Source organism: Bradyrhizobium tropiciagri, from assembly GCF_018130505.1.
Classification (GTDB): Bacteria; Pseudomonadota; Alphaproteobacteria; order Rhizobiales; family Xanthobacteraceae; genus Bradyrhizobium; species Bradyrhizobium tropiciagri_B.
The window spans coordinates 56,412-76,780 of sequence record NZ_JAFCKH010000014.1 but is presented as its reverse complement, the minus strand read 5'-3'; the positions used below and the strand labels follow the sequence as shown (position 1 = coordinate 76,780).

Here is a 20,369-nt window from a genome sequence, read left to right as displayed (position 1 = left end):
GGAGTGTGCGATGGCGTCAGCAAGGATATCCACCTTAAGAACATCGCCAGCTTCCGATACCAGACTGCTCGACGACCACCGCTTCCGCGCATTGCTGTCGGATGAGGATTGGGGCCGCCTGCCGGTCGCGATCTGGCGGCGATTCTCAAAACGCTTCGAGGACGGCAACACCGTCGTCTATGTCGGCGAGGTCGACGAGGCCGGCTTCAGCCGCACCGGCTGGTGGCTGGCGCAGGCGGCGCGCCTGATCGGCGGACCATTGCCGACCGGCAGCGAGACGGGTGTGCCGATGATCGTCACGGTCACCGAGGACGCGGCGAGCGGCGGCCAGGTCTGGACCCGCATCTGCGCGCGCCGCGACGGCTTTCCGCAGGTCATTCACTCCGCCAAACGCTTCGCCGGGCCGACCGGCCTGGAAGAGTTTGTCGGCTTCGGCGTCAGCATGGCCCTGCGCATCGCGGTCGAGCACGAGGCGCTGGTGTTTCACAGCGTGTTCTATTCATTGCAGATCGGTCCCTTCCGGCTGCGGCTGCCGGAATGGCTGACCCCGGGCGATCTCACCGTGACCCATTCCGATCTCGGCGGCGGCGACTTCCGCTTCACGCTCGAGATCATCCACCCGCGTTTTGGTCGGCTGCTGCGGCAGTCGGCCGTGTTCAGGGAGGCCTCGTCATGACGCCGCTGCTATGGACGCTGATCGCGATACAGATCGCGATGGGCGTGTTCGATACCTTCTATCATCACGAATTCACCGAGCGGCTGGCCTGGCGTCCCTCGCAGCGTTACGAGCTCAAGCTGCACGGCGCGCGCAACATGCTCTATGCGCTGCTGTTCCTGGTGCTCGGCTGGCTCGAGGTGTACGGCATCCTCGCGATGGCTGTGATCGCGGTGCTGGTGGTCGAGGTCGTCATTACGCTGATGGACTTCGTCGAAGAGGACCTGAGCCGAAAACTGCCGCCGAGCGAGCGGATCAATCACACACTGCTCGCGCTCAACTATGGCGCCATCCTCGTGCTGCTGCTGCCGGTCCTGATCGGTTGGGCGATGCAGCCGACCGGCATTGTGCTCGCCTACACCGGATGGCTCAGTATCATCGCGGCAGCCTCAGCGGTCGGTGCTGCACTGTGCGGCGTCAGGGATTTCGCCGCCGCGCGGCGGCTCGGGCGGATGACCAGCGTGCCGGCGGCAACGCTGGTCGAGAAGCTGCCGGCGCGGCAGACCGTGCTCGTCACCGGCGCGACCGGCTTCATCGGCAGCCGCCTGGTTGCAAGCCTCGCCGCATCGGGCCATCAGGTGATTGCGCTGATCCGCAATCCGGCCAAGGCCGAGATGCTGCCGCCGCCGATCCACCTGATCACCAGCCTCGACCAGTTGCCCGCCAACATCAGGATCGACGCCATCGTCAATCTCGCGGGCGAGCCGATCGGCAACGGCCTGTGGACCGAAGCCAAGCGCCGCGAAATCCTGGCCTCGCGTATCGACATGACGGCCGATGTCGTCAGGCTGATCGCGCGGCTCGAGCGCAAGCCACAGGTGCTGGTGAACGGCTCGGCGATCGGATGGTACGGGCTGTGGCAGGATCAGGTGCTGACGGAATCCGCGAAGTCGCATGCCTGCTTCAGCCACGAGCTGTGCGAGGCCTGGGAGACCGCGGCGAAGCCCGCCGCCGATCACGGCGTGCGCGTCGCATACTTGCGGATCGGGCTCGTGATCGGCACCGATGGCGGCTTCATCACGCGGATGCTGACGCCGTTCGAGTTCGGCCTCGGCGGACCGCTCGGCTCAGGCAAACAGTGGATGTCGTGGATCGAGCGCGACGACCTCGTGCGCCTGATCGCGCATGTGATCGCCAAGCCCGAATTGTCAGGGCCGATCAACGCGACCGCGCCGATCCCCGTCACCAATACGAAGTTCACCGAAGAGTTGGGGCGCCGCCTGCACCGTCCGGCGATCTTCCGCATTCCCGCCGCGCTGCTGCGGACGGTCGGCGGCGACTTCGCCAACGAACTGCTGCTCGGCGGCCAGCGCGTACTGCCGAACAAGGCGCTGAGCAACGGCTTTGTGTTCCGGCACGAAACCCTGCGCAGCGCGTTCGAGGCCATCCTGTGAGGAGGGCAAGATGTCCAGCACTTGTTCCCATGCATTCGGTGGCTGGCTCGCCGGATGTGGCGCCGCCACTGCGGTGATCTCGGCCGTCGGACAGACGGCCATGATGTTCGCCTCGCGCGGCGATGTCGCCCATCTTCTACGGGGCATCGTCGTGCTCCTGCTGCCATCGGCCGCGGTATTCGTCATCACCTGCCTGCTGACCGCGATCCCCGCGGCGATCGTGATCTGGCTCAGCGAAGAATTCCGGATCCGATCCGCCGGCTTCTTCGCCTGCGCCGGCGCCGCCATCGGAGCGCTCTGCATCAGCCTCCTGGTGTGGTCTCCGGCAATCTGGACCTCGGGCATCGGTTGTCTGTTCGTCGTGGCCGGATTCGTTGCGGGCCTGACCTACTGGTTCGTCATGCGCGAGCTGTCGGAGTACGAGCCCGCCTAAAGTCTAGGCCGCCGCGGCGACGCTGCGAAACGTCGCCGCCAGCGTGCGCAGCGCCGCGAGCTTGGCGGGATCGCTGACCTTCGAATGCAGCATCACCTTTGACGAGCCGAGCCGCGGCAGCTTGTGCGCCGGGCCGATATCGATCAGGTCCGGCGGCGCGATGCGGCGGACCAGCGGAGCGACCGCGAGGCCCGCTTGCGCAGCGGCGACCACGGCGGTGACGCCGCCGCCGACGAAGCTTTCGGTCCAGCCGATACCGGCCTTGTCGAGCGCGCGTACGGCGAGCGCTCGTACCCCGCAGGGCGGCGCCAGCGTTGCGAGCGGCAGCGCATCGCCGCGCGGCCATACGAAGCGTTTTGCCGCGAACCAGCCGAACGCGTCTTCGGCCAGCTTCTCGCCGCCGCGCCGGCTGCCTTCCTGGCGTACGATCACGGCGTCGAGCTCGCCGGCATCATAGGCGTCGAGCATCGCGCGCGAGAAGCCGATGGTCACCGCGAGCGCGAGCTGCGAGGCCATCGCATGCAGCCGCTCCAAGAGCGGCACCAGTTCGGGGCCAGCGGCATGGTCGCTGATCCCCAGCGTGAGCTGCTGCCGCGCCGGCCGCTCGCCTGACAGCGCGCGGTCATGTGCTTCGATCAGCGCGCGGGCATGATGCCGGAAGGCGGCGCCGTCGGCGGTCAGCCGCACCGCGCGCGGCGAGCGCTCGACCAGCCGCTTGCCGAGCACGGTCTCGAGCCGCTGCAGCTTCATGCTGATCGCGGCCTGGGTGGTGCCGAGCGCCTCGGCGGCGCGGGTGAAGCCCTGCAACTCGGCGACGAGAAGGAAGGCCTGCACGGTGTCGATATCCAGCGTGGTCATTGATGATCAGTATTCGTTATCATTGCTATTGTAAGAGATAAGATACCAAAATGATGCCGGCGGGTCTAGCTAGGGGAGGCGCGGTTCACCCGCACCAACCGAATTCAAGGAGACCGATCATGCCGCTCATCACCGTCACCTACGCCACCTCCCGCCAGACGCCGTCGCTGAAGTCCGACATCGCCGCCGCCGTGTCCGAGCTCACCGCAACCATCCTGCACAAGGATCCCAAGGTCACCGCCATCATCGTCAAGTCGGCCGATGCCGCCGGCTGGTTCGCCGGCGGCAAGTCGCTCTCTGAGCAGCACCTGGCGAGCTACTGGCTCGACATCCATGTCAGCGAAGGCACCAACACCAAGGACGAGAAGGCCGCCTATCTCGCCGCACTGTTCCAGCGGATGGGCGAACTGCTCGGCCCGCTGCACGAGGAGACCTATGCCCATGTCGACGAGGTCAAGGGCGATGCCTACGGCTTCGGTGGCCTGACCCAGGAGCGCCGGTACATCGCCGGCAAGCTCGAGGTCTCACCGCGGAAGCAGGCAGCCTGACGGCTGGCTCGCGCCGATGTCACCTCACGGACATTGCCCGTTGATCGCGGTCTCGATCGTGCTTGTCCAGGCGGCATAGCCGTCCTGGCTGAGATGCACGCCGTCTGCGACCAGCGGGCTTGTCTGGCTTCGCAACATGCCGACATCGATCAGCGGGACCGCACGCTCGCGCGCCGTCTGACGAATCACCCGGTCGATGTCGGACAGGCGGGAGCGGTCGACCTCGTCGGCAAGCGAGCCCGATTTGGCGACCGGCGCCAGCGACACCACGAACACCTTGCTGCCGAGCGCGGTGGCTCGCTGCACGATCTCCGGATAAGTCTCGGCGAACGGTCGCCGGTCGACCAGGATGCTGTCATTGACGCCGACCGAGATCACCAGCACGGCAGGCGCGAACCGGATGCGATCGAACGCCTCGACGAGGCGAAGCACGCCGCTCGACACAGCCCCGGAATAGCCCGCATTGATCACCGGACGGCCGCAGATGGTCGGCGTGAAATTGGCATGCTCGACCAGGCTGTCGCCGAGGAAGGCGACCGGCTTCTCGCTGCTCCCGCGCGCGACGAAATCCTGCACCCGCTGCAGCATTTCCTTTTCCCGGCGCTCGGCCGTCGGCGTCTGCATGAAGCGAAACAGCAGCCCGGCGGCGATCAGAACGACAAAGGCGACCAGGAAACGCTTGCGCATCAGGTCAGGGCAGCCTGTTCGCCGGCGTGGTGCGGCGAGGCGGCGCCGAACACCTCGGAGAAGGCCTGGCGGAGGGCGACATCGACATCGGCCATGGTGACGGGCAGGCCGAGATCGACCAGTGAGGTGACGCCGTAGCGCGGATCGACCACGCCGCAGGGCACGATCGCCTGGAAGTGCGACAGGTCGGGCTCGACATTGATCGCGATGCCGTGGAACGAGACCCAGCGCCGCAGCCGGACGCCGATCGCGGCGATCTTGTCCTCATGTCCGGGCCCCTTGTCCTCCCGCTTGACCCAGACCCCAACGCGGTTCTCGCGGCGCTCGCCGCGGACGTTGAAGGCGGCCAGCGTGCGGATGATCCATTCCTCGAGCGAGGCGACATAGGCGCGCACATCCGGCCGCCGCCGCTTCAGGTCGAGCATCACATAGGCTACCCGCTGGCCGGGGCCGTGATAGGTGACCTGCCCGCCGCGGCCGCTCTGAAAGGTCGGAAAGTGCGGATCGAGCAGGTCGTCGGCCTTGCCGCTGGTCCCGGAGGTGTAGAGCGGGGGATGCTCCAGCAGCCACACCTGCTCCGGCGCGGTCCCGGCGGCGATCGCGGCGACCCGCTCGTCCATGGCGGCGAGGGAATCGGGGTAGGCGACCGGTCGGTCCGAAATCCGCCATTCCACCGCGCCGTCGCCGGCGGCGAGCGCAAAACGCGTCAAATCAAGGCTTTGGCGGTCGTTAACCATTGGCTAACCCTAGCGTGGTCAGGTGAAACCACAATTTAGTTCCCATTCGGCGGTTCAGAAGTGGCCACCCTCGACAAAGTCAGCGTCAACCTCATGGTGGTCCTCGGCACCACCACCATGCCGATTCACCAGGTCATGCGGCTGTCCCGCGGTGCCATCATCGAACTGGATGCCACCGAGGCCGACGAGGTCAAGATCCTCGCCAACAACCTTCCGGTCGCCAGCGGCGTCGTTCTGGTCGACCGCAACCGGATCGCGGTCGAAGTCAAGCAGATGCTGCCGAAATCCCCCGATGTCAGGTAGTTAATTCGCTCACTTAACGCCTTGTCCCTGCATCCGCGATTTGTTACATCGCGCCGTCGATCCGGCGGCGCCCCTTGGGTTCCATCCGGTATCCCAGCGCTCGTGGCGGAATTGGTAGACGCGCTGCCTTGAGGTGGCAGTGGGTAACACCGTGGGGGTTCGAGTCCCTCCGAGCGCACCAATGGCTTAGGCCATTGATGCGAAAGATGTTTTCGCGAAGCCTCTCTCCCAATCATCGGATTGATCAACGACAGGGCTGTGCGCCGTCAACCGGTCAGCCCTGCCTCGCGCAATCCGTCGAGGAAGTGCTCGCGGTCGGCAGGCTCGCGATATCTCTCGGCTCTTGCCCGCGCGAGCTCGAGCGTCTTCGCGGGCGCGGCCTTGCCATTCGCATTCAGCTCGCGGCGCCGTTCGCTGACGAATGCGTCCGCCGCGGACCGCGCCTCGCCGAGCCGTCCGAGCTGCGCATAGCAGGCCGCGAGCAGACCGTGCGACCACCTGTCGAACGATCGCGCCGCCAGCAGCGCCTTGACCGCCTGCTCGTATTCGCGTCCCGAATAAAGCGCGAGCGCGTGATACCAATGGTACAGATTTGGCGGAAAGGGATTGAGCCGTTTGGCTGTACCGATCCATGTGAGCGCCTCGCGCCACCGGCCCCAGTAGACCAGGATGTTGGCATAGACGGCGGCGACGTCGGCATCGTTCGGATTGAGCGCGAGCGCACGGCTAAAATGGATTTCGGCCTTGGCGTCTTCCTTCCGCAGGAACAGCAGCTGGGCGAAGACGCCGTGCGACCAGGCGTCGCCATCGTCGATATCGAGAGCGGTCTCGATCTCGCCCAGCGCCTCATCCAATGTTGCGGCCATAGGCGATTCGAGGAACACGTCGCAGACGATGGTCCAGGCGATGTTGACGTGGGCGCGGGCATATTGCGGGTCGAGCGCGACGGCGTTTTGGAAATAGGCCCTGGCCTGCGCCATGTCCTTCACGGTCAACTGGCGCCATCGCTCGTTTCCGAGCAGTACAAGATCGTAGGCGGTGATGCTGGAGGTTGGCTTGCGCCTTGCGATCTCGCGGCCGGCGTCCTCCAGTCGGCCGGGCAGGGCGGCAACGATCGCCCGGACGATCTCGTCCTGTAGCGCGAAGATGTCCTCGAGGTCGCGGTCGTAGCGTTCGGTCCAGAGGCTGTAGCCGCTCGCGGCATCGAGAAGCTGGACGGTCACGCGCACCCGGCTGCCGACCTTGCGCACGGTGCCTTCAGCCACGTAGCGGACGCCGAGCTCGCGCCCCACGCGCTTGATCTCGGCCGACTTGCCCCGGTAGGTGAAGCTGGAGTGGCGGGCGACAACGAACAGCGAGCGGAAGCGCGACAGCTCTGCGATGATGTCGCCGGTGATGCCGTCGGAGAAATAATCCTGCCCGGCATCGCCGCTGAGATTCGAGAATGGAAGCACCGCCAGCGATGGCCTATCGGATACGGCAGGTGACGTAGCCTGGCCGGGCCCAGAGTCTGCAGTGACCGGCGGCCCGACATAACGGTAACCACGGCGCGGCAGCGTTTCGATCCAGCTCGCGCCGCCATCGACGTCGGCAAAGATCCGCCGAAGGGCGGCGATCTGCACCGTCAGATTGCTCTCCTCGATCGCAAGCCCGGGCCACGCCGCCTCGATCAATGCGTCCTTGGAGACCGGCGTTCCAGCCTGCTCGACAAGCAGCCGAAGCAGCATAACCGCGCGCCGTCCGAGCGCGACCGGCTCGGACTCGCGGAACAGCATCTCGGCCTCCGCGTCGAGCCGGTAGGGACCGAATTGGTGGATCGCCGCCATGGCCGGGAGTCTACATTTTTTGCAACTTTTTCGGAACGGATTCAGGACCTCAGGGCAGCGGGCGCTCATGCTGCGGACTGAAAAATCTCGAGGAGTGCCCGATGCGCGATCCATACCATGCGGTGAAGATGGACGATCCGGTGGCCGGCGCCCCGGATCGCGTATCCCACGTGCTCGAAGCCATCCATGTGTTGGCCCCGCTGATCACAGGACGGCGCAGCGAGTTCGATCGCGATCGGCGGTTGCCGGACGAGGTCTTTGCGGCGCTGGCCGATGCCGGCCTGTTTCGCCTGTGGCTCCCTGAAGCTCTCGGCGGGCCGGAGCTGTCGCCCTTCGATTTCATGCGCGTCATTGAGGCCGCCTCGGCGCTCGACGGCTCGGTCGGCTGGCTCGCCGGCAATGGCGGCGGCATGAGCCGGATCGGCGGCTACCTCGATGAGGCCGTGGTGCGCGAGTGGTTTGCCGACCCGCGCGCCTTCGTCGTCAGCTCGACCGGCGCGGTCGGCACGGTGGGCCCGGTCGCCGGCGGCTATCGTCTGTCCGGGCGCTGGCCGTTCGGCAGCGGCGCACACCATGGGACGCGCTTCATGGTGCTGGCCAGCGTCAGGCCCGAGGATCCGGATTCGCCGCTGTTGTGCTGCTACCTCGGCCGCGCCGACGTGACCATCCTCGACAATTGGCATGTGTCGGGACTGCGCGGCACCGGAAGTTTCGATTTCGATGCACGGGATATCTTCGTCCCTGCTGCTCACGTCCATCCGTTCCTCGGCCTGCAGCCGACGCAGCCCGGACTGCTCTATCGCATGCCGCCATCGTCGGTGTTCGCGTGGAGCATCTGCGGGGTGCCGCTCGGCATCGCGGCCGGTGCCATCGCGTCGTTCGCGGAGCTCGCCGGCCGCAAGAGCCGGCAGGGCACGCGGGTGTTGCTGTGCGAACGCGAGACCGTCCAGGCGACGGTCGGGCGGGCAAGAGCGATGCTGCGCGCAGCCCGCGGCTTCCTGACCGATGCGATGGCGGAGTTGATGGCCGCCACCGACACGGGCGGCCAACGGCTGGTCGAGGCACGCGCCGACATCCGGATCGCCAACGCCCATGCCGCCGAGACCGCGATGTCCGTCACCGACATGCTGGCTGCAAGCGCAGGCGCGGCCGCCATCTTCGAGAGCTGCGCCCTGGAGCGTGCGGCTCGCGATGCGCACGCCGCGGCGAAGCACATCGCAATGAGTCCGAACAATTACGTCACCGCGGGCCGGCTTGCGCTCGGGCTCGATCCCGGCACGGCGCGGTTTTGAACGAACGTGGTAGGGGTGTTGCCGATGTCTGTTATCTGCCGGCCTGCGCGTCCGCAGGATCTGGAGCTTGCCGATGACCTCGTCGTCTCCAGCATCAACGATCTCACCGGGCGCCATGGCTTTGGGCCGATGGCCGTGCGTTCGCCTCCCGACTTTCAACGGTTTTCGTTGAAAGACGATGCCGACGGTCTCTGGGTGGCGGAGGAGGGCGAGCGGATGCTCGGCTTCGCCTGGAGCTGGGTCTGCGGCGACATGTGGTTCCTGGCGCAGCTGTTCGTAACACCCGGTCAGCAGGCGCGGGGCGTCGGCAACGAGCTGATCACGCGGACGCTCGCGCACGCCGGCAAATCGGGCGCTTCCAACCGTGTGTTGATCACCTTCAGCTTCAACACGGTCTCGCAAGGGCTCTACATCCGCCATGGACTGTTCCCGCGATTTCCCATCTACAGTGTCAGTGCACCGCGAGAGCAGCTGATCCGCAGCTTGCACGGCCCGCAATATGACGTGACGCCGCTCACGGAGGACGCGTCGACCTTGCGCCGTCTTGCGCAGGCGGACGAACGGGTGCTTGGCATCTCGCGTGAAAAGCATCACCGCTATCTGATCAATGCCGGCGGCGCGCGTGGATTCAATCTCCACGACGGAAGCGATTGGGTCGGCTACGCCTATGTGGACGGCGGCGGACATGTCGGCCCGCTGGCGGTCATGGAGCCGCACGCCATCGCGCCCGCGCTGAGAACAGCGCTGCATCTGGCGGCCGAGAGCGGCGCGCCGCGGGTTTCGGCGTTCCTGCCCGGCGCAAGTGAGATCGCGCTCAACGTCGCGATAGAGCATGGCATGCGGATCAAGATTCCGATGCTGCTGATGTCGTCGCGGGAGTTCGGTAATTGGGCGCAGTATCTGCCACGCAACCCGGGCTTCATGTGAGATGGTTCGCGCCGATCAGGTCCACACCTGCAGCCGGCTGGTGAAGCTTTGCAGCGTGAACAGGCCCTGCGCGGTGGCCAGCGCCGCGGCGGAGGTGTCGCTGTCGCGGCTTGCGATGGTTCGCGAGACCAACTGGGCCAGCGGGGGCAGCGACGCAAGCTGGTAGGTCTTCGCCAGCGGCGCCAGCAAGCGCTCGCGGGTGGAGGCGTGCAGACCTGCCTCCGCGAAGCCAATCAGCGCATCGACGCCGCCTTGCAGCAGCTGAGCGGTCTGGCGCACGGTGACGTCGGCCGGCGGGGGCGGCGCGAACTGGGCGACCGTCCGCCGCAGCCCCGCCATGATGCGGGAGACCACGTCCTTGCCCGGCGCCGCGGCACGCTCGGGGAAATCGAGCGCGATCTGGCTGTCGCTCCACAGCGCCATCGGCTCCAGCACCAGCTTTCCTGCATCGAGCCGCGCGATCGCGACGATGGCGAAGGGGCGCTTGCTGCCGCCGTCGCCGAGTGCGGCCTCAAGCGCGGCGATGCGGCGGGCGCCGAGGCCGCGGCCCTCGTCGTCGTGATCGAGCGTGAGCGAAATCCAGGCGCCGCCCGCATCCATCAGCGGCCAGCGCAGCCGCTGGCTCAAATCGTCGAACGCCACCGGCGCGATCCGGCTCGGCAGCAGCACGACCGGCTGGGCCGAGGGCGGCGGCGCATCGAGCGTCGGCGCGAAAGAGCGCGACAGATGGTCGGCGAGACCATGCCATGACAAATGGGCGAGCGCGGCCAGCGAAGCCTCTTGCGTCCAGGTCGCGACCAGCTCGCGCACCGGCTTGAACGGCTGGATCGCTTCCGCGCGGCTCGTCTGTGACAGCGACAGCCGGCCGCTCGAAGACGCCTGCGCGCCGGCGAGGCGGAATGTCGATGATGACAGCCGGGCCAGCGTGTGGCCCCAGACCGCTTGGGTGCGATAGGCCTCGCGCGGGTCGAAGCGGGTGTCGTGCGTGGTGCTTCGCGCGAGCGTCGCGGTGAAACGGCGACCCGTCGCCGGTTCGACGAAGTGGCCGGTCACACCGACCGCGCCAGTGATCGTCTCGAACATGGTGGCGCCGAGGCCGATCAGTTCGACATCGCCGATCGGCTCGTATTCGGCGCGCACCGTTCCCGCAAGCTTGCGCAGTCGCGCATCATCTTTGGTCTGCGACACCGCGAACAGCAAGGCGTGGGCGAAAGCGAGCTCGCGCAGCAGCTCGACCGGGTCATGATTGACGTTGCGCGCGCGGCGCTGCTCCAGCCCTTCGGCGATGCGCCGCAGCGTGGCGGACAGCCGCGGCATCGCCTCGGCACGGCTCGACACCGCGAGCAACATCAGCCGCTCCTCGAGCGCGCGCGAAGGGACCGCGAAGCCCTGCGCATAGGCGCGGCAGACCACGTCCTGCATGACGCCGAGCAATGCCGGATCGGGTGCCAGCATCACTTGATCGGACGCAGCTTCAGTGTCGTCGAGCTCGATGGCGTCATGGCCGAAATGCCGCCGTGCCGCGAGGATGGCGGCGGCATGGCCGGCCGGACGGCGGCGTTCGGGCAGGCTTGATACGACGGAGCCGAAATCGCCCTGGCCGGGGATCGCGACCTCGATCTCCTCCGCCTTCAGTCGCAGCACGACCTTGAGCGTGAGCGGCCCGGCGTCGACGTTGGTGGCTTCGGCCAGCGCCGACAGCCGTAGCGCCTCGCGCAGGCCGGTCTTGCCGACGGCCTTCAGCAGGACCTTGCGATCGAACGCCGCGAGGCGGGCGGGCCAATCGATGTCGGCAGCCGGTGCAGCCGCCGGCTCACCGGCCTGCGTGCGTAGCGCGAACACCACAGCGACCTTGTGCCGGCACAGTGTCGCGGCCGGACAGGTGCAGCGCGCCTTGGCGAGGCCCTTGGCGTCGAGCCGCACCGTGGCGCCCTCGATCGTCCCGACGATCTCATCAGTACCGATGGATTCGAACTGCACATTGGTCGCATCGGCACGTGCCCGCCGCACGATGCCCTTGGAGGCCATTGCCTCCAGCGCAGCATCGTCGATCTGGGCGTAGAGCGGGACAAGCGGGGACATCGCGCGCCTCTAATCCATGACGCCCACCAGCCATTCGGCGAAGCGGTCGGGCGTCATCGCCGCGACGTGCATGCCAAGGCCGACGAGTTTCGCGGCGGCGGAACGATCGAAAACAGCTTCACCGTTGGTGTCGAGCGCGGCGAGGCCGATCAGCGTGACGCGGGCTTCGGCGAGGCGCCGGACACAGCGCAGCAGCTCGGTCAGCGAGCCGCCTTCCTCGAAATCGCTGATCAGCGCGACCACGGTGCGGCTCGGATTGACGACGAGGCTTTCGCAATAGGTCATGGCGCGCGCAATATCCGTGCCGCCGCCGAGCTGCACCGACAGCAAGAGGTCGACCGGATCGGCGAGCTTGTCCGACATGTCGACGATCGAGGTGTCGAAGGCGATGAAGCGCACATCGACGGCGGGCAGGCCGGCGAGGATCGAGGCCATCACGGTGGCGTGGATCAGCGAGTTCAGCATCGAGCCGCTCTGGTCGACGCACAGGATGATGGTCCACGGCATGCGCCGCTTCTGGCGGGACACGAAATGCAGCCGCTCGGCAATGATGGCCTTATGCTCGGGGCTGAAGTGCCGGAGATTGTCACGGATGGTGCGGCGCAGGTCGAGATTGGCCGCCGAGCGCAGCTTGCCGCGGCGGAAGCGATCGCGCCGGCCGGACAGAGCGCGCTCCATCTCGGCCTTCAGCTTCCGCTTCAGGTCCTCGACCACGGCGTCGACGACGCGGCGGATCGCCTCGACCAGGTCCTTGTCAGCCTTGCCCTTGAAGGCGAGCAGCACCTTCATCAGGTCGAGATTGGGCTCCAGCTTCTGCAGCGCCGCGGGACTTGCGAACAATCCGGCCAGGCCGAGATCGTTCAGCGCATGGCCCTGAATGGTCTCGAACACCGAAGCCGGAAACAGCTTGCGGCTGTCATTGAGCCAGTCGGGAATCGTGATCTGGCTCGGATCGAGCGAGCCTTTGCGGCCGCTGCCGAGGCGCAGGCCGCGCTGCCGTCCGCGCTCCGCATAGATGCGTTCGAGCAATTGATCGCGCCGCAGATCCTCGGCCGACAGGCCCGAACTGCCGAGCTGATTATCGGCATAGCGCCCGAGCGCCATGCGCCAGCGCAGCAGGCGGCGCGTCTGCTCGGCGGACAAGGGCTGGGTTGGCCGGTCGTTCGGCTGCGTCATGGCAAGGGCTCCAGCCAGGCGGAGAGGCCATCGGCCTGCCATTGGCCGCGCAGGCGCTCGCTGAGCGCCAGATGGTCCGTCAGCACGCGCGCATCCGGCACCTGCTGCAACAGCGCGATGTCGTCCTCGCCGGCGCCGTGCGCGGCCGCGACGATCGCGGCGACCTTGTCGGTCTCCTGCGGAGAGAGCTCGGCAAAGGCCATGCGCAGCTGCGGCAGCAGATCCAGGAAGCCCTGGTCGTCGACCGCACCGAACAGATTGTCGATCGCCGTGATGACGCTGCTGTTGTTGACGAACAGCTGCGGCGCCAGCGCCATCACGCCGGACAGCGTGCGGATTGCATCTCCCGGGCGCTCGAACGCGCCGGCCAGCGCGGCCGAGAGGCGTCGTCCGGCCTCGGTCTCGTCGACCAGCCCGATCAGGGCGGCGAGCGCGATGATGGCGCCGTTCAGTTGCGGATCGAGCTGCGCTTCCAGTAGGCCTTGCAGGGCATCGCGCAGCGGCTGTGCCGGGAACGGCGGATCGGGATCGGCCATCGCTTCGGCCAGCGCCGAAAGGCAGGCGATCGCTTCGCCGACCGTGTCGGCGTTGACCGCCGCAAGATCGGGCAGCAATTCGGCGATCCGCCGCGCCAGCCGGTCGAGCAAAGGCGGGAGCAGATCGGCGAATGCCTTGATGGTCGCGTCGGACTGCATCGCCTTGGCCCGGCTGTCGAGGGCTTGACCGGTGACCAGGGCCTTGGTCAGCCGCAACAGGTTGGTGTCGGAGCCGACTGCGTCGCTGACGGCTACGAACAGCGGGTCGGCGGCGCTGCCGATCCCGGCGTCGAAGGCGATGCTGAGGAGATCGAATGCCGCCGCGGCGTTGTTGCGCTGGCCATCGTGCTCGAGGTCGGCGAGGCGGCGGGTCAGGATGGCGGCGGCCACATCGCGGACGGTTTCGCCATCGGCCGCGCGCTCGATCAGCGCAGCCTCGACCGCCGGCGACCAGGCATAACTCCAGGTCTCCATCAGCATGTCGGCGCGGAAGCCATGCACCCGGTCGGGGCCCCTGAGGCGCTCGGCAAAGGGCGGCGCGACCAGCCGCATGGCGTGCAGGAACTGGCTGGTCTGGCCGTGGCGCGGCTTGCGGTAGATATCGAGCTCGCGCGTCTTCGGCACGGCGTCTTCCAGCGACAGGCCAAATGACCTCGCTTCAGTGCGGGCGCGTTCGATCAGCGGAGGCAGCCGGCTGCCCGGCGGCAGGTCGCCGAGCCGGTCACCCTGCAGATAGGTCCGGAAGGCCGCAAGCAGCGGATGCGCGCCGACCTCGATCTCCTCCTTGATCGCGGACGACTGCAGCGCGTCGAACAGCTCGGTTCGTCCGGGTTCGGCCAAGCCGCGCAACTCGGCCAGCCGTCGGGCCGTCTCCACCATGGAGCACAGCGTCGGGAACGAGAACGCCAGCGCCGGCTCGCTTTCGAGCAGATGCGCGCGGAAGCCGACCAAGATGTCTTCGGTCAGCGAGGCGCCGGCGTTGCTGTCGTCTCCGATCAGGCGTTGCCATGCGCGCTCGTAAAAACCCGGCAGCGGCAGGCCGGCGCCATAGCCGTTCAACCGGTCGAGCGCACGGAAGTCGTAGCGGATCAGCCAGGCGTTCGAACGGCTCGCGGCGCTGGCCGGGCACGCCGCCTCCGCCTTGGCGTCGATCAGGGCCGGCGTGTGGAAGCCTCCGGTCACGACGGCGATCGGGCCGGTGCGCGCTGCGATCGCCTCCTGGATGCAGGCGCGCATCATGGCCTCGCGCTGCAGCGTCCCGTCCGTCTGCAATTCAGCCGGGTCAGACGCCGCCCGCAACGCCGAGCAATAGGCGCCGACGCTGGCGAAGAAGCCGCGCCAGTCGGTGCTGCGGGCACGGGCCTCGAACAGTCCGTCCCACAGCGCAAGGCCGTCGCGAAAACCTGTGCGCGCGCACATCGCGTCGACATAGGCGCCGCGATCGAACATGGTCTCGCGCATCGGCAGCAGCGGCTGATCCGGCCGGTCGCGACGATCGGACAGCATCGCGGCATGGCGGGACGGCAGATCGATGAAGCGGACGGTGACGCCGAGCTCGCTCGCCTGCTGGATCGCAACGAATTCGGGCGAGTGGCGGCAGATCGGATAGTAGGTGGTGCCGCTGCGGCCTTTCTCGGCGTTGTCGGGCAGCGCCACCATGGCGACCGGCGGGACGACGCCGGGGGCGAGCAGTTCAGTGATCAGCGGTTCGAAGTCGACCGGACCCTCGATCAGGACGGCGGCAGGACGGATCGCGCGCAGCGCCTCGCGCAGATGCAGCGCGCACGCCGGCGAGTGATGCCGGATCGGGAAGAAGTACAGGTCGCGCTCGGGATCGAACAGACGGATCGCGGTCGCGGCCGGATCGAGTACGGTCATGCCGCGAGCCTCAGCTCTGGTCCTTCATTGCCTTCACCGCGCCGAGAAAATCCGACCACACCTTGCTGCGGCGGGCTCGCTCCCTGACGATGTGATCGACATAGGCACGGACTTTCTTCACATCCTCCGCATTGTCCTTGACGATGACGCCCTGCAATTGCCGGCCGATATGGGCGCCGCCGACGTCGCCATTGCCGAGGAACGCCGCTTCGAGCGCCGCCGCATGCGCGATGTTCACGGCCTCCGCCGTCGACATCACCGCCGCCGGCTTCGACAGCGGCACGTTGTCCCTGGTCTGGCCGCGGCGCAGATCCTGGAAGGTGGTGACGAGCAGATCGGTGACCTCGTCGGGGAAGTTCACGGTGATCTCGGCCTGGCCGAGCCGCTTGCCGACTTCCTGACGGATCAGCTCCGTCTCCAGCGCCGGATCGGTCAGCGGCAACACGGTCTCGAAGTTGAAGCGGCGCTTCAGCGCGCTCGACATCTCATGCACGCCGCGGTCGCGGAGGTTGGCGGTGCCGATCACCGAGAAGCCCGGCGCGGCGTAGACACTCGCGCTCTCGCCGAGCTCTGGCACCGACATCACCTTTTCCGACAGCACCGAGATCAGCACGTCCTGGATCTCCGGCGGGCAACGCGTCAGCTCTTCGATCCGGACGACCCGGCCGAGCCGCATCGCTTCCATGACCGGGGAGGGGACCAGCGCGCGCGGCGTCGGACCCTCGGCGATCAGCAGCGCATAGTTCCAGCCGTAGCGGACATGGTCCTCGGTGACGCCGGTCGATCCCTGCACCACCAGCATCGACGAGCCGCTGATCGCAGCCGCCAGCAATTCCGACAGCATCGATTTGGCAGTGCCGGGCTCGCCGACCAGCATCAGGCCTTGCTCGCTCATCAGGGCGACCAGCGCGCGTTCGACCAGCGCGTCGTCGCCATAGAATTTGCGGCGAACGGACAGCTTGCTGTCGCCGAGGATGAAGCTGCGCACCGCGCGTGCGGAGAGCGCCCATCCCGGGGGCCGCCGGCCCTGATCGGCCGCCTTCAGCGCCGCGAGTTCGTCGGCGAACCTGATTTCGGCGCTCGGGCGCAGCTGCAATGCGTTTCGTTGTTCCATTACCAGGCCACCTTGTTGCGCCAGTCCTCGGCAAATCCGCTGCCGGCGGTCGCGATCTGGTGCAGGTCGTTCCAGACTTCGCTCAGCAGCACCGGCGGCACATCGCTCAGGGCAAGCTGCGTGCCGTAGGTCGACCGGCCACCCTTGCGCGCGCGGACGAATTTGGCTGCCACCAGTGCCACCGCGCGATTTTCCTCCGGCAGCGGCGATCCCGTGAACTCGATCACGGCATTGATCCCGACGCCGGCGAACGGCTTGAGGTACTGCGTGAACCAGCCGCCATCCTCGGCCTGCGCGCGCTCATAGCCGAGCTTCTGCGCTGAGCTGCGCAACTTGAAGGCCTCGATGACGTAGCCGGCGCGGTCATCGATCGAATTGCCGGCCGCGCTTGCCAGTACCGGACGGTCGAGCTGGTTGAACAGCGGTTCGACCTTGTAATCCGCGAGGTGCTGCTTCCAGGCTTCGCTTTGCTCACCGGTAAGCAGCGAACGGTGCGCCAGCTGGACGCCGGTGAACGAGTCGGGATCGACGGCGTTGTCGCCGCTATCGGTGAGCGACAGGTCCTCGAGCGGCCGGAACGAGGCGACGACGTTGCCGTCCGCATCGAGGCCGAGCCAGATCACCTGCTGCACCAGCCGTCCGACGATCGGGTGCTCGAGCAGGAAGCGCTTCCATTCGCCAACCTGCCAGCGCCGGCTGACGCAGAGCGCCTCGTACAAGCGCTTGGCCTGGAATTCGTGGACCTGCTTCAACTCCTTCTTGGCGTTGGAGAGCGCCTTCTTGGCTTCCGCGGCGCTTTCCTTGTCCGGACCTTCGCTGACCTGCGGCAGGCTCTTCACCACCTTGCCGTCGGGATTGTACAGCGTGAGCACATCTTCGGCGTCGAGCTTGGCCTGGTAGAGGCGGGTGCCGATTTCGAGGTCGAGGATGCCGCGCTCGTCGAGGCCCGCGGTCGGGATGGTGCGGTCGGCCAGTTCGTCGGTGCTCCAGCCCCGCTCGTCGGCGATGCGCTCGACCAGCGCCTGTGCCAGCAGCTGCACCGAGTTGGTGCGATGGCGGCGGGCGATCGACAGCAGCATCTGGAGCGCGGCCGGCGAGGGGTTGCCGCTGAGATATTCGGTGAGCGCCTTGACCTGCGAGACCCGCTTGTAATGATCGCGCATGTAGGTGCGGACCATCTGCACCGCGAAGGTGCCCTCGGCCCGCATCGCAAGCCCGAGGATGCCGCGGTCGGCATGGGCGTTGTTGAGATAGATTCCGAGCTTCTCGGCGCGCAGATCGGCGAACGCCTTCTCATAGGTGTAGGAGCTGTAGAACTCGTTGTTCCAGCGCTTGGCGTAGGCCTGATACTGGTCATAGCGCGCCTGGGCGTGGGCCTTGGCGTGCGCATTGGCTTCGTCTTCGGAACAGTGCGTTGCGTCGTAACGCAGGAAGCTGCCGAGGATGTGGCGGCCGAATGCCTCGGCGCTCTCGGGGGCGAGTTCGTCGAGCCAGAGCGAGAACAGCACGTTGCCGCCGGGCTGTGCCAGCTTGCCGGCAAGGGCAATCCACCAGCGCGGAACGTCCGCCGGAACGGCGCCACCGCCGGCCCACGTGAGCGCCGGAAGGCTGTCGAGCGAGAACCACTCGATGTCCTTGGCCTTCTTGCCCTTCAGGCCGGCCGTGGCTTCCTTGGTCAGGATCTCAGGAGAGACGTAGCTGGAGATATCGACCTTGAGGCGGCGCAACGCGCCGAGCAGCGAGGCCCGAACCAGTTCGGATTTTTCCTTGCCGAGCGCCTTCTTCAGCGGCTCGATGGCGGCCTCGGCACCGATCGCGCCGAGCATGTCGGCGACACCCGAGCGGACATCCTGCTTGCTGTCCGACAGGAACGGCACCAGACGCTGCTCGATACCGTCGATGCCGAGCAACAGCGCGCGGGCCGGCTTGTTGACGGATTTCTTGGACGACAGCGCGTGGGTCAGCACGGTGTTGAAATAGCGCGCCGGCAGTTTTGGAAACAGGCGCAGCAGACTGAGCGCGTTGACGGTCGGCGGTTCGCGGAAATCGGTTGCCGCAGCCTGCCCGAGCGCCTGGTCGAGCACGTCGAATTGCGCTGCGAGATAGGGCCAGACCACGGCCGCGGACAGCTCTTCGGAGATGCCGACATTCAGCGCCTGGACAGCAAGGGCCTTTGCTTCCAGTGCCGGCTGGATCAAGGCGGCGAGGGTTCGCAGATCGTTGCCATTGGTCAGTCGCGCATGGATCGCGCCGTGGATGCCGCCTTGGCCGCTCATCAGGTTTGCGAGCACCCAGTAGTGGTTTTGGGTTGAAGCGGCAAAGATGGCGCGTGCGCGGCAGAGATGCCACAAGGTGAGGTCGGCACTGTTGAACGGCGGTTCGGCTGCCGCCTCGACGCCGTAGGGCGAAAACACTGAAAAATAGCCGATCTTGGAAACTTCGGCCGTATCGATCGGACTGTCCGAGCTGAGCAGCGCGCAATATTTATCGACGATGGCGGGATCGATCGCTTTGGGCTGCACCGGTGCGGCCCAGTTCTTGCGCTGCTCGGCCGTGGCGTTGTCGCGGCGCGCCTTCTGGCTCTCGTAGTTCTTCATCCACTGCGCGTATGCCTTGTCGAGCAGGCCGAGATATCCGGCCTTGACGCTGTCAGGCAGCGGCGTTGGTCCCGGCATCGCCGCGAGCGGCGGGGACAGCACCTCGGTGCCGTCAGCGGCGAGGTAACCGTCCGCGCCGTCGCCGCTCAACGTGCGCGGAGTTTCCGCGGCCGCCTCGCGAACGACGGCCGATCCCATTCCGAGCTCGATGACCTTGCGAACCGTCTTCGAGTTTTCCTTGGCGAGATGCGCTTCGAGCAGCGGCCGCGCGCCTTCGCCCATCACGAGCGGCAGCAGCTGCGCGGCCTGCGCGCGCGCCGTCGGATTACCGTCTGCCAGGGTCTGGGCGGCGCTGGCGGCAAGCGTCTCGGGCGGCGCGGCCAGCAGCGCATTCTGGGCCGCCTCGCGAACCGCCTTGCTGGAAGACATCAGGTATTGCCGATAGACGAAGTCGAAATACTCGCCCTTGATCAGATCGAACTGCTTCAGGATCTGGATGACGGTGGCCTGGGCCGGACGGTCGTATTTTTCGAATGCCGCCATGACTGCCTGCTGTTCCGCCGGCAGGTTGCCTTCGAAATCAAACTTCGATGCGACGTCGTAATTGTGAAAGTAGTATTGGCTGCTCTTTTCCAGAACGAGCAAGTCCAGCGCGAGGGCCGTTGCGTTGTCCTCCGCATCGCGCCAGTTCAGGATCGTGGTGAGATCGGCGCGCTGGGCCTGGTCGGTCCGGTACGACAGGAAGGCCCGGAGCCAGAGCGGGCTCGGTCCTTGATGACCATAGAGACCGTAGCGCGTGCCCTTCTGAGGCGCCGTGATGACCTCGAAATAGCGACGTATCCAGATCGCTTCCGGCCCGTGTTGCCGCTTGAGGACATTGCCGCGGGCGAGAGCCGCCTTCTGCACCGCGGCTTGGGCCGCAGCATTGGCCGTATGCGAGTAGCTGCTGAGCGCGGCCTGGACTGAGTTCGCCTGTTGCTCGAGCTGCAGCAGCACCGAGCTGTTCTCCCCGGTCAGGACGTAGCTGATCGTCCGCGCTGCGAGGTCCGGACTGACCGCCTCCAGCCGCTTGAGGTCGGTTGCGATATTGGTCGCCGTTGCGTTGTCGGCCTCCGTGGCAGGCAATCCCGCCAGTTTGCCGATGCCGATTATCGATTTGAGAAAATCAAACATGCATGCATTCTTGATTGGAGGGCGATCCTGCGATCGCAGACGTCGGGCGAGAATCCTTTGAGTTCTGAACGACCCAATCGGTTCATTCTAGCG

The 20,369-nt window shown here is 66.7% G+C and carries 16 protein-coding genes and 1 tRNA gene; 8 read left to right on the top strand and 9 right to left on the bottom strand.

Translation table 11 applies throughout. From position 1 onward, the window contains the following. The first annotated feature begins 10 nt into the window (after positions 1–10). Genes JQ633_RS30515 through JQ633_RS30505 form a run of 3 tightly spaced genes read left to right on the top strand, consistent with a single transcriptional unit; the run spans position 11 to position 2,542 of the window. The gene (locus tag JQ633_RS30515; RefSeq protein WP_211989147.1) at positions 11–676 is read left to right on the top strand and encodes a DUF4166 domain-containing protein; all 666 of its coding nucleotides are present in this window, start codon (positions 11–13) and stop codon (positions 674–676) included. After that, positions 673–2,109: a TIGR01777 family oxidoreductase gene (locus JQ633_RS30510; RefSeq protein ID WP_211989146.1), complete on the top strand. Its 1,437-nt coding sequence runs from the start codon at positions 673–675 to the stop codon at positions 2,107–2,109. Before JQ633_RS30515 ends, JQ633_RS30510 begins: the two co-directional genes overlap by 4 nt. 10 nt (positions 2,110–2,119) lie before the next feature. After that, positions 2,120–2,542 (top strand): hypothetical protein, encoded by a 423-nt coding sequence (locus tag JQ633_RS30505; protein ID WP_211989142.1) that lies wholly within the window; start codon positions 2,120–2,122, stop codon positions 2,540–2,542. A gap of 3 nt (positions 2,543–2,545) precedes the next feature. Here the strand turns inward: JQ633_RS30505 and JQ633_RS30500 are convergent, their stop codons facing one another. After that, positions 2,546–3,400 (bottom strand): LysR family transcriptional regulator, encoded by an 855-nt coding sequence (locus JQ633_RS30500; protein WP_211989140.1) that lies wholly within the window; start codon positions 3,398–3,400, stop codon positions 2,546–2,548. A 119-nt stretch (positions 3,401–3,519) separates the two neighbouring features. On the opposite strand from JQ633_RS30500, the gene JQ633_RS30495 reads away from it, so the two are divergent. Further along, positions 3,520–3,948, top strand: coding sequence for a tautomerase family protein (locus JQ633_RS30495; protein ID WP_211989138.1), 429 nt, complete (start codon positions 3,520–3,522; stop codon positions 3,946–3,948). Between the two features lie 24 nt (positions 3,949–3,972). On the opposite strand, the gene JQ633_RS30490 is transcribed toward JQ633_RS30495, so the two are convergent. After that, positions 3,973–4,635 carry an SGNH/GDSL hydrolase family protein gene (locus JQ633_RS30490; RefSeq protein WP_211989136.1) on the bottom strand — a complete coding sequence of 221 codons (663 nt, stop codon included), beginning with the start codon at positions 4,633–4,635 and terminating at the stop codon, positions 3,973–3,975. Then, positions 4,635–5,372, bottom strand: coding sequence for a lipoyl(octanoyl) transferase LipB (gene lipB / locus JQ633_RS30485; RefSeq protein ID WP_211989134.1), 738 nt, complete (start codon positions 5,370–5,372; stop codon positions 4,635–4,637). Before lipB ends, JQ633_RS30490 begins: the two co-directional genes overlap by 1 nt. A gap of 60 nt (positions 5,373–5,432) precedes the next feature. On the opposite strand from lipB, the gene JQ633_RS30480 reads away from it, so the two are divergent. After that, positions 5,433–5,675, top strand: coding sequence for a FliM/FliN family flagellar motor switch protein (locus tag JQ633_RS30480; protein WP_171712315.1), 243 nt, complete (start codon positions 5,433–5,435; stop codon positions 5,673–5,675). Between the two features lie 96 nt (positions 5,676–5,771). Beyond that, positions 5,772–5,856: transfer RNA gene (locus JQ633_RS30475), tRNA-Leu, on the top strand. An 85-nt stretch (positions 5,857–5,941) separates the two neighbouring features. Here JQ633_RS30475 and JQ633_RS30470 read toward each other — a convergent pair. Next, the gene (locus tag JQ633_RS30470; protein WP_249159759.1) at positions 5,942–7,570 is read right to left on the bottom strand and encodes a winged helix-turn-helix domain-containing tetratricopeptide repeat protein; all 1,629 of its coding nucleotides are present in this window, start codon (positions 7,568–7,570) and stop codon (positions 5,942–5,944) included. Between the two features lie 32 nt (positions 7,571–7,602). Between JQ633_RS30470 and JQ633_RS30465 the strand changes: the two genes are divergently transcribed. Both JQ633_RS30465 and JQ633_RS30460 read left to right on the top strand, forming a co-directional pair. Beyond that, positions 7,603–8,793 carry an acyl-CoA dehydrogenase family protein gene (locus JQ633_RS30465; RefSeq protein ID WP_211989132.1) on the top strand — a complete coding sequence of 397 codons (1,191 nt, stop codon included), beginning with the start codon at positions 7,603–7,605 and terminating at the stop codon, positions 8,791–8,793. Between the two features lie 24 nt (positions 8,794–8,817). Next, on the top strand, positions 8,818–9,720 hold the full coding sequence (locus tag JQ633_RS30460; protein WP_211989424.1) for a GNAT family N-acetyltransferase: 903 nt from the start codon (positions 8,818–8,820) through the stop codon (positions 9,718–9,720). A 15-nt stretch (positions 9,721–9,735) separates the two neighbouring features. On the opposite strand, the gene JQ633_RS30455 is transcribed toward JQ633_RS30460, so the two are convergent. Genes JQ633_RS30455 through JQ633_RS30435 form a run of 5 tightly spaced genes read right to left on the bottom strand, consistent with a single transcriptional unit; the run spans position 9,736 to position 20,276 of the window. Further along, positions 9,736–11,802: an SWIM zinc finger family protein gene (locus tag JQ633_RS30455; protein ID WP_211989125.1), complete on the bottom strand. Its 2,067-nt coding sequence runs from the start codon at positions 11,800–11,802 to the stop codon at positions 9,736–9,738. 9 nt (positions 11,803–11,811) lie between these two features. Then, positions 11,812–12,978 (bottom strand): VWA domain-containing protein, encoded by a 1,167-nt coding sequence (locus JQ633_RS30450; protein WP_211989124.1) that lies wholly within the window; start codon positions 12,976–12,978, stop codon positions 11,812–11,814. After that, a complete protein-coding gene (locus JQ633_RS30445; protein WP_211989123.1) occupies positions 12,975–15,392 on the bottom strand; it encodes a DUF5682 family protein in 2,418 nt (805 codons plus the stop codon). The genes JQ633_RS30450 and JQ633_RS30445 overlap by 4 nt, the downstream gene beginning before the upstream one ends. A 10-nt stretch (positions 15,393–15,402) precedes the next feature. Further along, complete coding sequence (locus tag JQ633_RS30440) at positions 15,403–16,506, bottom strand: ATP-binding protein (RefSeq protein ID WP_211989122.1); 1,104 nt, start codon at positions 16,504–16,506, stop codon at positions 15,403–15,405. Beyond that, on the bottom strand, positions 16,506–20,276 hold the full coding sequence (locus tag JQ633_RS30435; protein ID WP_211989121.1) for a DUF4132 domain-containing protein: 3,771 nt from the start codon (positions 20,274–20,276) through the stop codon (positions 16,506–16,508). The genes JQ633_RS30440 and JQ633_RS30435 overlap by 1 nt, the downstream gene beginning before the upstream one ends. Positions 20,277–20,369 lie beyond the last annotated feature (93 nt).